Origin of the sequence: Gimesia panareensis (assembly GCF_007748155.1) — a bacterium.
In the GTDB taxonomy this organism is placed as follows: Bacteria; Planctomycetota; Planctomycetia; order Planctomycetales; family Planctomycetaceae; genus Gimesia; species Gimesia panareensis.
This window is the reverse complement of the sequence record NZ_CP037421.1, coordinates 6,080,523-6,094,354: the sequence shown is the minus strand read 5'-3', so window position 1 is coordinate 6,094,354 and position 13,832 is coordinate 6,080,523. Positions and strand designations below refer to the sequence as shown.

Here is a 13,832-nt window from a genome sequence, read left to right as displayed (position 1 = left end):
TTACGGAGTATCACAGCATGGGGCTTTTTGAAGGTAAAAAAGGTCTTGTATTTGGCATTGCGAATGACCATTCCATCGCCTGGGCAATTACTGAGAAGCTGTATGATGAGGGAGCCGAGATGGCTTTCACTCACCTTCCCGATAAAGACCCGGAGCGTCCCCGCATGGAGCGTCGCTTAAGAAAGCTGGTCGAACCGCGTGGGGCGAAGCTCATGATTCCCTGCGATGTCACCAAAGAGGAAGACCTGGACAAGGTGTTCGAAACGGTCAAGGCAGAGTACGGCGAAATCGATTTTCTGTTGCACTCGATCGCTTACGCTCCCATGGATGACCTGAAGGGGCCGGTCTACAACGTGAGCCGGGACGGGTTTAAACTCTCGATGGAAATCAGCGTTTACAGTCTGATCACCATCGCCCGCCGCGCCCGTGAAATTCTGAAACCGGGCGGCAGCATGCTGACGCTGAGTTACCTGGGCGGTGAGAAAGTCATCCCCGGTTACAACGTGATGGGGATCTGCAAGTCCGCCCTGGAAAACACCGTGATGTACCTTGCCAACGAACTGGGGCCGGAAGGCATCCGCGTGAACAGCCTGAGTGCCGGACCGCTGAAGACCCTCAGCTCCTCCGCCGTCGGGGAATTCGATGTGATGATGAAACTCTATTCCACGATGTCGCCTCTGCGGAAAAACATTACGCCGGATGATGTCGGGAAAGCGGGTATGTACCTGTTGAGTGACCTGTCCAGCGGTGTCTCCGGTGAGAATCACCATGTCGATTCCGGCTACCACATCATGGGGGCCCCTCCGATCGAGCTGCAGCAGATGGAAAGCTAGAGCGCGTCGAATGTAAACATAGCGTTTCTCAATTTAATATACCCGGTCCAAGTGGCCCTGGAGACGCTACAGTAAAACTGGACACAGTCTAGTCTCGACTTTTCGGGAAACATCACAATCCATTTGAACCACCTGTTGAACACAATCGTTACAACAGGTGGTTTTTTCATGCGCACCGCCTCTCGGAGCGGCACCAGAAAGACTTGAGCAGAATTTATTTCATTTCTGTGGATTGACTCATTTTTCATTTCGATTTCCCTACAGCGGTTGTGTGCTGAACAACTCCCTTTTTGGGAGCGATTCCCCTATCGGGAAAAAATCTGCCCGTTTCGCGGGTTTTCGTGATCCATAGACTGAAATCTACGTTCTTTAGTCTGCCAAATCTGTTTTATGGTTCATACTGAAAGGACCACACTCGTTGGAATCTCTTTCCAGTCGGGTGGCAGAGAGTTTCTACATTTCTCCTCTGTCCGGGGAATGTGAAGTATTTTTTTCCATGTAAACCGAAAGCCCGCCGTGATTGAACTGCTGCACGCATCTCTGAACTGGCCCACACTGCCGTCAACGGTGCTGGTCGCCATTTGCGTGCTGTACTGGCTGTGTGTGATGGTAGGGGCATTGGACATCGATATTCTCGACTTCGATCTGGACCTTGAAGTCGGTGGTGATAAGCCTTCAGTTTTGGATTTCGGGTTTATCGGACTCCGGTTTTTGAATCTTGGTGAAGTGCCTGTGATGCTCTGGCTGAGTATTTTTTCACTCAGTATGTGGGCACTTTCAGTCAATTTCGATGCCAAAGTAGAAATACAGTCTTTTGTTGATTATGTACCACTGTTCCTGCGAAATCTGGGAATCAGTCTGGTAGTCGTCAAGCTGATAACGCAACCGTTTCGAGGGGCTTTCAGGTACACGCCGCCCAATGAGATTGAAACTTTATTAGGCAAATCATGTCATGTAACCAGCAGTTCGGTCACCGAGAAGTATGGCCAGGCTGAACTGGAGACGGAAGGAGCTCCTCTCAAGTTACATATTCGTTCGGAAGACGAAACAATCCAGAAGGGAGATCTGGTGCGTCTGACGGATTATAACCAGGAAACACAGGCCTTTTACGTCGTAAAAATTAACCAGGAGTCATAATACCATGTTCTTACCGGCGAATTTAACATCCAGTATGCCGCTGCTTGCATACGATTTCCTAGGATTCTCTCTCCTGACATGGGTCGTGGTAGGTTTCGTTGGGGCTATTTTTTTCAGTGGATTTTTAACTGTGGTCTCCCGTTTTTACCGTAAGGTTGGACCGGAAGAGGCGCTGGTAATTACGGGTTATAAAGGTCTTAAGGTTGCGACTGGTGAGGGTACTCTCGTTATCCCCATCGTGCATCGAGCCGAACAGATGGATCTCTCGGTCAAACGGATTGAAATTGCCCGTAAAGGGGAAGTCGGTCTGATCTGTCGGGATAATATCCGGGCGGATATCGAAGTGGCTTTCTTCGTGAGAGTCAACAATACTTCGAATGACATTCGCAACGTGGCCCAATCTCTGGGTTGTAAACGTGCCTCCAGCCGGGAAGCCCTGGTGGAACTGTTTGATGCCAAGTTCTCGGAAGCCTTGAAGACCGTTGGTAAGCATTTTGACTTTGTTGAGCTCTACAACGAGCGGGACAAGTTTAAGGAAGAGATCCTCAAGATCATCGGCACCGATCTGAATGGCTATGTTCTGGATGACTGTGCGATTGACTATCTGGAACAGACGCCGCTTGAGAAATTGAGCCCAACTAATATTCTGGATGCGGAAGGGATCAAGAAGATCACCGATCTCACCGCCCGTGAGCACGTACTGGCCAACAACATTACGCGTGAGAAAGAAAAGACGATCAAGAAGCAGGACGTGGAAGCCCAGGAAACGATTCTGGAACTGGAACGTCAGCGGGTCGAAGCAGTTGAAAAACAGAAACGGGAAATTGCGTCGTTGACTGCTCGTGAAGAAGCAGAAGCCCGCCGCGTGGAACATGAAGAGCGGCTGAAGGCAGAATCCGCGCGGATCCGGACCGATGAAGAACTGTCGGTTGCAGAAGAAAACAAACTGCGGCAGATCATTGTGGCTCAGAAGAACAAAGAGCGGACCGATGCGGTCGAAACCGAGCGGGTGGAAAAAGACCGTCTGCTGGAAGTGACCGAACGTGAACGGGTCGTCGGTATTGCCGATATTGAAAAAGACAAGGCGATCGAAGTCGAAAAACGGAATATCCAGGAAGTGATTCGCGAGCGGGTCATCGTGGAACGGGCCGTGGTCGAAGAAGAGGAACGCATCAAGGATACGCACGAATTTGCAACCGCAGATCGTCTGAAGCAGGTCACCGTGACCAAGGCGGAAATGGAAGCCCAGGAAAATCTGGTCAAAGAAGTCAAGGCGGCCGAAGCTCAGAAATCGTCTGCTGAACTGCTGGCCGAAAAAGTGGTCATCGAAGCCGAAGCCGAAAAGACGGCGACCGAGAAGAAATCGGATGCGATCAAAGTCATGGCGGAAGCCAAGACGGCAGACGGGGCGGCAGTCGGTCTGGCCGATGCCCAGGTCATGATTGCCAAGGCAACGGCGACCGAGAAGACCGGTCAGGCCGAAGCCAACGTCATGATGGCCAAAGCCGAAGCGACCGAGAAGACCGGAACCGCGGAAGCCAACGTGATGAAGCTGAAGTTCAGCTCGGAAGCGAACGGGATCGAAGAGAAAGCCAATGCGATGAAACTCTTCGACGAAGTCGGACGCGATCACGAAGAATTCAAGATCAAAATCAACAAGGAAAAGGATATCGAACTGGCTGCGATCTCGGCACAGCAGGAAATCGCCGAGGCTCAGGCCGGCATTGTCGGAGAGGCGCTCAAGTCGGCCCGTATCGATATCGTGGGCGGCGAAACCACGTTCTTCGATAAGATTGTCGACTCGATCAAGAGCGGGAAATCCATCGATCGCTTCGTTCACAACAGTGAAACCCTGACGGATATCAAGAACACCTTCTTTAACGGGAATCCGGATTACTTCGAAGACCAGCTGCAGAGCTTTATCTCCCGGTTTGGAATGTCGTTCGAAGACGTCAAGAACCTTTCCGTGGCTGCCCTGATCTCGCAACTGGTGGTTCAGGCCGAGAGTGATGAAGACCGGTCGACGCTGAACCGCCTGCTGGCGACCGTGAAAAATCTCGGGATTTCTGACAGGAAGGTTTCTTCCTTTATGAACGCCAAGGTGGAATCGTAAAATAGAGTGGCGTCAACGCTCTCTCTGGACGGACTAGGCTTCTGGTCTGCTCTCCTGCCGCTGATCAGCAGGCAGCGAGGGCAGACGCTGGCCTCTGCTCTTTGCTTTTAGGTCATCAACTGAAACTGTGAGCCACGGGATTCACGATTAAATGGCGGATTCAGAAAATCATACCACTGAGACTGCAGCCGGCAATGCAGATGCCATTGCCCTGGAAAGCAGTACGTATGAAATCATTCAGAATCGTCTGCAGAGCCGTGGTAAAGAGCTGCAGGCCCGGCTGTCGCAACTCAATGAACGCCGCAAGGAAGTTTTCGGCTCCATCGAGACCAAGCTGCTGGGTAGTGACCGGATTACGACGGAGCACAACTGCATTCCCCGCGACATGCTGGCCGTCGGGAACCGGTTTCTGTTTGGTTACAACGTCCATTTCGGGCTCAAGACGGAAATCCAGCTTAGCGATGTCTTTTCTGTCTATGAATTCAAGGAGGGGGCTTACCATGTCCTCCCGCTGGATCTGATTCAGAATCCGGAGTTCGAAAAAGATTTTAAAGACATCTATCGCTATTACAAACATGCGACCTTTGCCAAGTTCTTTGTCAAAGGCCCTTTTTTGTATATGCTGTTTAAGGTGGGGGACGGGCCGCGCGATTTTAAATCGTTTAAGTGGGCGTTCCAGGGAGATCAGCTGGTCTACGTGGACAACCGCAGCGATCACGAGGTCCAGTATCCACCCCAGCAGGAATTTCAGTGGGTGCGGACGCATCGCGATCTGCATCACTCCGGCGTGCATCCCCATATCTCGATTGATGACCGGCTGTTTGTCGAGACAATCGGCGGCGATCTGACCATTAAGATCGAGAATAACACCGATACCGGCGAAGGGATCTATGCTGAGCCGGTCGACGATCCGGACCAGACACTCGATGACGCCGAGATTTTCTATGCGTTGATCGGTTCGCTGATTCTGCTTAAGATCAAGCCTTACCAGGAAACGAAGTTCCGTTACTTCATCTACAACGAAAAGCTGCAGCAGGCCCGGCGGCTGGATTCGATCAAGGATGCCTGCATTCTGTTGCCTGACGATCACGGTCTGGTCTTTTCCAACGGATACTATCTGCAGAACGGGGAATCGAAAACCTTCGAGACTGACCTGCAGGACATGCTCTACCAGGAGCGAATCGCAGCCCCGAACGGCGAAGATTTTCTGTATGTGTTCTATCAGCCGGAACAGGGGGCCTATGTTCTGTTGCAGTATAATGTGATTGAACAGAAGCTTGATACCCCCATGATCTGCCACGGCTTCACGCTGTTTGAAGGGGGCGAGCTGATCTGTTTCTCCGGCCAGGGGGAGCCGCAGAAGCATCATACGATTCAGCTCTGGAAAACGCCTTATGTCAGCGAGACGTATGAAATACCCCAGAAGACCGATTCCTACCTCAATAAAATCGGCAACAAAGACATCGTGCGCGGGATGGCCGAGTGCCATGAGCTGCTGGGACTGATTTACCGGAAAGACGCTTATGAAAATCTGTATGTCGACCTGGTGAAGCAGTCGACAGACGTGCTTGATTCCTATTTCTGGATCAATCATGAGGACACTTTTGCCCTGGGCGAGGTGGTCCTCGAGATCAAAAAAGCCGCGGAAGCTGCGGTCACCGAGTACGAAAAAGTCCTGCAGTTAAGGCAGAATACGAAGAAAAAGACTACTGAAGTCGAAACGCTCACCCGGGAGACGTTCACAGCTGTGGACCATCGTCGATTTGATCAGATCGACGATTTCGTAACGAGTCTGGCCAGCCTGCGGAGTCTGCGGGGCGATGTGATTTCACTCCGTGATTTGCGGTATGTGGACGTGGCACTCGTCGAACAGCTGGAAGCAAAAGTCAGTGAACGGACCGAGAAGCTGGCGGGGAGGTGCGTCGAGTTTCTGTTACGCAAGGATGCCCTCAAGCCATACGCCGATCGGATTACGGCTGCTTCTGAACAGATCAAAACGGTCGAAAAAGTGGCCGATGCACGGAAAGTGGAAGAGGAGATCGAAGCCAGTTCCTCTGAGCTGGAAATGCTGATCGATATTGTCAGTAACCTGAAAGTGGAAGACACCACTCAGCGGACGGCAATTATCGACAATATTTCCGCTAATTTCTCCCGCATCAATCAGAGCCGGGCGGCACTCAAGAATCGCATCAAGGAACTGATGTCGGTCGAGGGGGTCGCGGAATTTAATGCCCAGATCAAACTGCTCAATCAGGGCGTGGTCAATTATCTGGACGTCAGCGATTCCCCCGAGAAGTGCGATGACTTCCTGACCAAGCTGATGATCCAGGTCGAGGAACTCGAAGGGCGGTTTGCTGAATTTGATGAGTTTGTCGAACAGCTGACCGAAAAGCGGGAAGAGATCTATGCTGCTTTTGAGTCCCGGAAGCTGGCGATTGTGGAAAGCCGCAATAAGCGGGCCAACTCTCTGGCGAAATCCGCAGATCGGATTCTAACCGGGATCCGCAGCCGGGCCGAACAGCTGGAGTCGATCAATGAGATCAACGGCTACTTTGCCTCCGATCTGATGATCGACAAGGTGCGGGACATCGTTCGCCAACTGGGAGAACTGGAAGATACCGTCAAAGTAGACGACATCCAGAGCCGTCTGAAAAGCATTCGCGAAGATGCCGTCCGGCAGCTGAAAGACAAGCAGGAACTGTTTGTCGACGGCGAAAATATCATCAAACTGGGGAATCGCAACTTTACTGTCAATCGGCAGGCCCTGGACCTGACGACGGTAATGCGGGACGATGTGCTGCAACTGCATCTGACGGGTACCAATTTCTTTGCGGAGATCGATGACGAACGGCTGCTGGCCACCCGGGATGTCTGGAACCAGGAACTCATCTCGGAAAATCGAAACGTCTATCGCGTCGAATATTTAGCTTACTCTCTGTTGAACTCGCTGGAGTCGGATTCGGAACATTCACTGGAATCGCTGACAAAACTGACGGACGAAGAACTGCTGGCATTCATCCAGAAATTCATGGGGCCCCGCTACAGTGAAGGCTATGTCAAAGGGGTCCACGATCAGGATGCACTGCTGCTGGTGAAATCGCTGCTCAAAATTAAGCCTGCTTTAGGCCTGTTGCGCTACCAGCCTGCAGCACGGGCGCTCGCGAATCTGTACTGGAACTACTTTTGTGATCCTGAGATCAAAGTGCTGTTTGAATCGAAACTGACCGGCTTCGGCAGGATCATGCAGGTCTTTCCGCAAACGGGGCAGCAGCAGTATTATATCGGCGAGCTCCAGCAGCAGCTGACAGAGTTTGTACAACAGCTTCCCAGTTTTGAGCAGACCCTGATTCCCGAAGCCGCGGAATATCTGTTCCAGGAACTGGTGCGCGGCGAGCAGTTTGTGATCAGTCAGCGGGCGGGAGAACTGTTCCAGGAATTTGAAAAATACTTAAAACACAATAAGGCTCTGAAACGCCTGCAGGAAAGCCTGGAGGCGACACACGCCCATCCCGCCAACTGGTTCCTGCTGGCCCGGGACTGGGTGGCAGCCTATCTGGAGCACCTGGATTCTGATGAAGACCGCGACTACCGGGATGAAATCGCGTTACTGTTGCTGGCCGGAAAACTGGACCGCAAACGGCTCATCGACGCCCGGGTGACCGATCAGATTACCGGCCTGTCCGGTTCGCATGCCTGCATCCAGCAGGGCGAATATCATCTGCATTTCAACCGCTTCATGCAGCGGCTGTCTGATTTTCAGCGCATGAATGTGCCCCGCTTTGAATCATATGTGTCTCTGAAAAAAGAAATCGTCGATGAAACCCGGCACGCGATGCGGTTGGAAGAGTTTCGTCCGCGGGTGCTGACTTCGTTTGTGCGGAACCGGCTCCTCGACGAAGTCTATCTGCCGGTCATCGGTGATAACCTGGCCAAGCAGATGGGCGAAGCGGGAGAACAGAAACGGACCGACCGGATGGGACTGCTGATGCTGGTCTCTCCTCCCGGTTACGGTAAAACCACGCTGATGGAATACATCGCCAACCGCCTGGGGATCATCTTCATGAAGATCAACGGGCCGGCACTGGGACACCAGGTGACGTCGCTCGATCCGGAAGCGGCACCGAATGCAGGCGCCCGGGAAGAGGTGAAGAAGCTCAATCTCTCGCTGGAGATGGGCGACAACGTGATGATCTACCTCGATGACATTCAGCACTGTAATCCGGAATTCCTGCAGAAGTTTATTTCCCTGTGTGACGCCCAGCGAAAAATTGAAGGGGTCTACGAAGGGGAAACCCGGACCTATGATTTGCGGGGACGCAAAGTCGCTGTCGTCATGGCGGGGAACCCGTATACGGAGAGTGGGGAGAAATTCCAGATCCCGGACATGCTTTCCAACCGGGCCGACATCTATAACCTGGGTGAAGTGATCGGCGAGCATGCGGATGCGTTCGAAATGAGCTACCTGGAAAACTGCATTACCTCCAATCCGGTGCTGAATCCGCTGACCTCGCGCAGCCAGAAAGACATCTACACGATCATCCAGATGGCCGAAGATGGAACCGGCGAACGGGGGGACCTGGAAGGGAACTATTCCGTTGAAGAACTGAACGAGATGGTTTCCACGATGAAGAAACTGATTCGCGTTCGCGATGTGATCCTGAGTGTGAACCGGGAGTACATTCGCTCGGCAGCCCAGTCGGATGATTATCGGACCGAGCCGGCCTTCAAGCTGCAGGGGTCCTATCGAAACATGAACCGCATTGCCGAGAAGGTGTTTGCGGTGATGAATGATCGAGAGCTGGAAACGCTGATCGTCTCGAATTATGAAAATGATGCCCAGACGCTGACCTCAGATACCGAAGCCAACCTGCTGAAGTTCAAGGAACTGATGGGCATCCTGAAAGAGACCGAGCTCCAGCGCTGGAATGAGATCAAAAAGTCGTTCCGCAAAAATCAGCAGCTGAAGAGCGTGGGGGGCGAAGACCGCATGGCCCAGGCGATTCTGCAACTGGCCAATGTTGGCGAGGGGCTGCAGGACATCCGCGAAGCGATGAACGCGGGCGTCGGTCGGCTGACGGAAGAAAAGACCGAATCCAACCTGGATCAGTACGCCCGCGATTTCGCGGAACGGTTCCAGCACCTCTCAGACAGTCTCCAGGCGATTCAGGCAGCCCTCAGCACCGGGGCGAAAGACGTCACCTCTCTGTTTGAGAAGTCGATGCAGGCGCGTGAATCAGAGCAGCCGACAGCACCTGCAGAGAAACCGGCTGCGGGGTCCGACGACCGGATCACGGTGGTCAATAAGATTCCCCGCTCACTGCTGAATGTTCTGGAAACGCAGTTCGACCTGATGCAGGGCTGGATGCAGCCGCTGCTCAATTCTTCCCAGGCCAATCAGGCCGAGTTCCAGGAACTGAAAGATCTGGTGACGCGTTGTATGAAAGATTACAACGCGCTGATTAGACGGGTAGATGACGAATAGAGACAGCTCTGCCTGGTCTTTTCAAGCCAGCTCGTGCAGTGGCTCTCCGAAGGGGAGCGTGATGATCGGGCGTCCCGAATGATCCAGGTAATGTTTCCCGGTGTTGACCCCCAGGTGCTGGTAGATCGTAGCGAGGACGTCCTGGGGTGTTTTCGGATTGTCTTTGGGGAAGGCGCCCTTAGAATCGGAGGAGCCGACCACCCGACCTCCTTTGACGGGGCCTCCAGCGATCGCGGCGCTGAACACATTCGGGTAGTGATCGCGGCCGGAATTCTTGTTGACCCGCGGCGTGCGGCCGAATTCTCCCCAGGCGACCACCAGCGTGGTTTCCAGCAGACCCCGTTGATCAAGGTCTTCGATCAGTGCCGAATAAGCCTGATCCCAGCGAGGGAGGAAGCCGTTCTTCATCGAGTCAAAACCTTCCACGTGCGTATCCCACCAGCGACAGTCTACGGTCACCAGTCGCACACCCGCTTCCACCAGTCGTCGTCCCAGCAGGAGTCGTTGTGAAAAGGCACTCGCACTGCAGCGCCTCGGATCCATCGGATCATAGCGGGCCGTGAAACCGTAGCGGTCGCGGGTGCTGTCACGCTCCGCGTCCAGATCAAAGGCTTTGCGGGCTTTGTCGGAACTCAGGATGCCGAACGCCTGCTGCTGAAACTTGCTGATCGCGTCCAACTGGCCGGAACGATCCAGGTCGGTGCGGAACTGATCGAAACACTGGAGCAGATTCTTGCGGCGGGCAAAGCGATTGTCGCTGATGCCTTCCACCAGGGAAAAGTTTTGTAAGGTAAACGGTCCCTCATTCGCGGGATCGGCAAGGGTTTCGAAGGGCTTGTGAGCGACGCCCAGGTAAGCGGAATCGGTCCCCGGCACCTGGCGGGGGATCATTACATACGGGGGAAGTTCGGGCGTCAGGTGCCCCAGCTGTTCCGAAACAATCGCACCACAACTGGGGTGGACGTTGGTGGTGGGATCGGTTCCGGGGGGATAGCCGGTAAACAGAATCTGGTCACCGGCGGAATGTCCGGCGTTGGTATGATGCAGGCTGCGAATGATCGACCATTTATCCATGATCTTCGCACAGCGGGGCATCAGGTCGACGATTTCAATTCCCGGGACGGATGTCTTGATCGCACCAAAGGCACCGCGATAGTCGGCGGGAGCCAGCGGCTTGGGATCCCAGGTCTCGTGCTGCGACGGGCCGCCCCGCATCCAGAGAATGATGACCGAGTGTTCTTTTCTGGCAGTGGGGCCGGCATGCGCTTCGTGTCGCAAAAGCTCTGCCAGCGTCAGGCCGGTCAGACCGAGCCCGCCAGCTTTCAGAAACTCGCGACGAGGCAGTTTCCGGAAGTCCGAGCAGCCGGTCATTCGTTGAGGAACACTCATGGGCTTCTGGCTCCAGTGGGAGGGACATATGAAGCATCAATCTATGCTTATGTTATCGAAAAACAAATGAAGTGCAACTAAAACCCGATATGGAATCAACTTGTGACTGATTTATGAACGCAGAAATCAACTCGGAAATTATATATGTAAATCAATTTATATTGTTGACTTAGTAATGTTATATGTGTACTTAAGGATCATGTAAACAACTGTGACTTCTTCTGGGAATGATACTGCATTTAAGGAAATATTAATGTTGGATTCGACAACTTTGGTTTTGGGGGCGCCTGATCCTCTCATGTTGGTTCTTGTGGTTTTTGTCATTGTGGTTCCGATCGGGTTATTGATCGGTGCAGTCATTTTGCGAGCTGCGATCTCTCTCTTCAATAAATTTGCCGGCTATGGCGATGAGAATCCGAATCAAGTTCCTGAGCCCTCGATGGGGAAAGCGATGGGGATTGTGTTCGTTACGGCATTTGTCAACTGGATTTTGGGGCTCGTGATTGGAGTGGTTGGTGCAGCATTCCTCAGGTCCGTCAGTGCGCCATGGAATGCTTTGATTCCCAGCCTGATTTCGCTCCCCTTCAGCTTTCTGGTTTCGGCGGCACTCCTTTCCGGATTATTACCAACCACTTTTCCACGTGGTTTAGGAGTGGCAGCCTGTCAGTATCTGGTTTCGATCCTGCTGGCGATTGCGATTGCTGTGGTTGCCGGAATCATCATGGCAGCGCTGGCTGCTTCAGGCTGAGTCAGACAATTCACAGGAGTGATTCAGACAGGTTTCCTTTCCGGCTGTTTTGGGGGATGTCCAAAGAGTTGAAGTTTAGTGACTTGCGTGCAGTAATCGCTGGGCTGTGATGTAGATGAACAGACCTGGATCGAGCCGCATCAGGTTGGCAATTTCGTCCAGTTCTTCGTACTCAACGTCGTCTTTCATCGTGCCATTCAATGCTTCCAGTTCATCCGCGACTTCATCCAGGGGGAGCCAGCAGGTCTGGAAGAAACGCATGATCTCAAATCGCCATCCGGCGCGATAGTAGCGGTCTCTGAGCCAGTTCGAGGCGAGAGCAGCCAGCACAAAGAACAGAAAGTTGGCTAGCGCGATGAGCACGATGTAGAGCAGCGACATCCAGAAGGATGAAAACATGCGATAGATCAGATAAAAAATCGAGATGACTGACGACAGAAACAGCAGGACATAAGAGGTTGATGCGATTTCGGTAATGTTCTGAAAGCGCTTCCCATAGTTTTCGTGAAACAGTTGATCGGCCAGTTTCTGGATTTGAGATTCTCGGTGCTCACTCTCTCCAAATTCCACATAGACTTCCACACGTTCATAGACATCATCTGCAATGAGTTCCCAGAGAATTCTCAGATTGAGCAGTTCTTTGTCCAGTTTGGGAAATTCTGTCAGCAGGTCATCTTCATACGAAACCAGCAGCAGCTGACATTCGAGGAAGGAAAGGTCGGCTTCACTTTCGGGTAGTAAGCTGTAGTTTCTGATGGCCCTGTCGATGGTGGCACGGATGGCACTCTCCTGGAGAAACGTTTCCCGCTGCTGTCGATACTGGCGGAGCAGATCCAGCAGGTAATACTCCCGTTCCAGCCAGTAAGGCAGCTCCTCGTAATGCGCATCAATTTCGGAAAAGATCTGGTCGATCCACTTCTGACTGGCTTTCCAGATGCCCGGTTTCAGAATGTGCAGATAAAAGACCAGCAGATTATCTACCCGATGATCGCGTAAATTTGCTTCGCAGTTCGTCAGTGTCTTCCGAAACACTTTGAAGGGGGCATGTCTGATCAGACGATCCCAGCCCTTTTCCGTCAGATAATAGAAGCGGTCCGAGTTCACGATTCGGGACGTTTTCAGCAGCAGGGAAGCCAGTTGTTTCAGCGGGATTTCCTGCGAGAAATACTGTTTCAGCAATTCGAACAGACCGGACTCTTCCTGGTGGACCTTCAGGCCTTCCAGGATCCAGCCGGCAAAGTTGCCTTTTGTCTCTGGCAGCAGATCCGAAAAGACTGCCAGTGCGTAATAATCGAAGGGGGATTTCGATGCCTGTTGTTGCAGTTCCTCATAGAGCGACTGAATTGACTCGGTTTTCAGTCGCTCCGGTAGACTCGTTTTCTGAGTTCTGCCAGAGGCTTCGTTGAGAGGAGCGTGAGCAGGTTCTGTATCTGGTGAACCGGAAAACTCTGCGCGCAGCTCTGTATCCGGCTGTTCCGATTCGCCGGACCAGTCAAATTGCAGATTTTGTGAGCTCGGCAGGGGCTCGCCGTAGCGGAGGGCGTCGTTCAGGGATTCGTACGCAGCGCGTATTTTCTGGAATTCCTCCGGGAATTTTTCCGGTTTAAATTTTCGGATAAAGGAATTGTACTTCCGTTTCAGATCCAGGACGTCGTACTCACCCTCCAGACCGAAAAAATCTTCCGGTCGATCAGGCAGTAATTCCCATTGTGGCTCATCAGGGCCACTCATATCCCTCTCCTCTGTGATGTCAGACTCAGTCGAGATAACTCAACAGCTTGGTGAGAAAGTCCAGTCCGTAAACGATGATAAATCCCAGGGTTAACATCACAATCAGATAGGTGATCCCATAGACCACCTTGTTCATCGCCCAGTAGAAATTGTCCAGCGTTGAGATGCGATTCCGTTTTGCCAGCAGCTGATTGATCCAGACTTTCTCCAGTTCGTACAGCTGCGGAAACTCTTTTTTGATGACGTGGGCCAGCTGGCGATACTTTTTGGGCTTGGGAAAGCGGGGACTCATCAGTCCCCGACGGGATTCTTCGAGGTATTTCATGCGGAGCGCGACCGCTTTGGCGGGCGGGGCGATGACCAGTTTACAGAACTTGTCATAAAATTCAGGGAAACAAC

At 52.6% G+C, this 13,832-nt stretch carries 8 protein-coding genes (1 of these 8 only partly in view); 5 read left to right on the top strand and 3 right to left on the bottom strand.

Annotated features, from left to right (window positions below):
• The first annotated feature begins 17 nt into the window (after window positions 1–17).
• From Enr10x_RS22680 to Enr10x_RS22665, 4 genes are all read left to right on the top strand, one after another.
• A complete protein-coding gene (locus Enr10x_RS22680) occupies window positions 18–833 on the top strand; it encodes an enoyl-ACP reductase FabI (RefSeq protein ID WP_145113256.1) in 816 nt (271 codons plus the stop codon).
• A gap of 516 nt (window positions 834–1,349) precedes the next feature.
• The gene (locus Enr10x_RS22675) at window positions 1,350–1,970 is read left to right on the top strand and encodes a hypothetical protein (RefSeq protein WP_145451473.1); all 621 of its coding nucleotides are present in this window, start codon (window positions 1,350–1,352) and stop codon (window positions 1,968–1,970) included.
• 34 nt (window positions 1,971–2,004) lie between these two features.
• Window positions 2,005–4,083, top strand: a complete 2,079-nt coding sequence (locus Enr10x_RS22670; protein ID WP_390621361.1) for a flotillin family protein — start codon at window positions 2,005–2,007, stop codon at window positions 4,081–4,083.
• A 151-nt stretch (window positions 4,084–4,234) separates the two neighbouring features.
• Window positions 4,235–9,565, top strand: a complete 5,331-nt coding sequence (locus tag Enr10x_RS22665) for a DNA repair ATPase (RefSeq protein WP_145451471.1) — start codon at window positions 4,235–4,237, stop codon at window positions 9,563–9,565.
• A gap of 21 nt (window positions 9,566–9,586) precedes the next feature.
• On the opposite strand, the gene Enr10x_RS22660 is transcribed toward Enr10x_RS22665, so the two are convergent.
• Complete coding sequence (locus tag Enr10x_RS22660) at window positions 9,587–10,954, bottom strand: DUF1501 domain-containing protein (protein ID WP_145451470.1); 1,368 nt, start codon at window positions 10,952–10,954, stop codon at window positions 9,587–9,589.
• A 253-nt stretch (window positions 10,955–11,207) separates the two neighbouring features.
• On the opposite strand from Enr10x_RS22660, the gene Enr10x_RS22655 reads away from it, so the two are divergent.
• Window positions 11,208–11,702, top strand: coding sequence for a hypothetical protein (locus Enr10x_RS22655; RefSeq protein WP_145113245.1), 495 nt, complete (start codon window positions 11,208–11,210; stop codon window positions 11,700–11,702).
• A gap of 75 nt (window positions 11,703–11,777) precedes the next feature.
• On the opposite strand, the gene Enr10x_RS22650 is transcribed toward Enr10x_RS22655, so the two are convergent.
• Both Enr10x_RS22650 and Enr10x_RS22645 read right to left on the bottom strand, forming a co-directional pair.
• Window positions 11,778–13,433, bottom strand: coding sequence for a hypothetical protein (locus Enr10x_RS22650; protein ID WP_145113244.1), 1,656 nt, complete (start codon window positions 13,431–13,433; stop codon window positions 11,778–11,780).
• 25 nt (window positions 13,434–13,458) lie between these two features.
• A protein-coding gene (locus Enr10x_RS22645) for a hypothetical protein (protein WP_145451469.1) crosses the window boundary here: on the bottom strand, window positions 13,459–13,832 show its 3' portion. Its footprint extends 352 nt past the window's final position; only the last 374 of its 726 coding nucleotides appear in the window; the start codon falls outside the window, past its right edge; it ends in the stop codon at window positions 13,459–13,461.

Coding starts and splice junctions, on each gene's coding strand:
- Enr10x_RS22650 (WP_145113244.1), bottom strand. CDS start 13,433: ATGAGTGGCCCTGATGAGCCACAATGGGAATTACTGCCTGATCGACCG.
- Enr10x_RS22680 (WP_145113256.1), top strand. CDS start 18: ATGGGGCTTTTTGAAGGTAAAAAAGGTCTTGTATTTGGCATTGCGAAT.
- Enr10x_RS22660 (WP_145451470.1), bottom strand. CDS start 10,954: ATGAGTGTTCCTCAACGAATGACCGGCTGCTCGGACTTCCGGAAACTG.
- Enr10x_RS22670 (WP_390621361.1), top strand. CDS start 2,005: ATGCCGCTGCTTGCATACGATTTCCTAGGATTCTCTCTCCTGACATGG.
- Enr10x_RS22665 (WP_145451471.1), top strand. CDS start 4,235: ATGGCGGATTCAGAAAATCATACCACTGAGACTGCAGCCGGCAATGCA.
- Enr10x_RS22655 (WP_145113245.1), top strand. CDS start 11,208: ATGTTGGATTCGACAACTTTGGTTTTGGGGGCGCCTGATCCTCTCATG.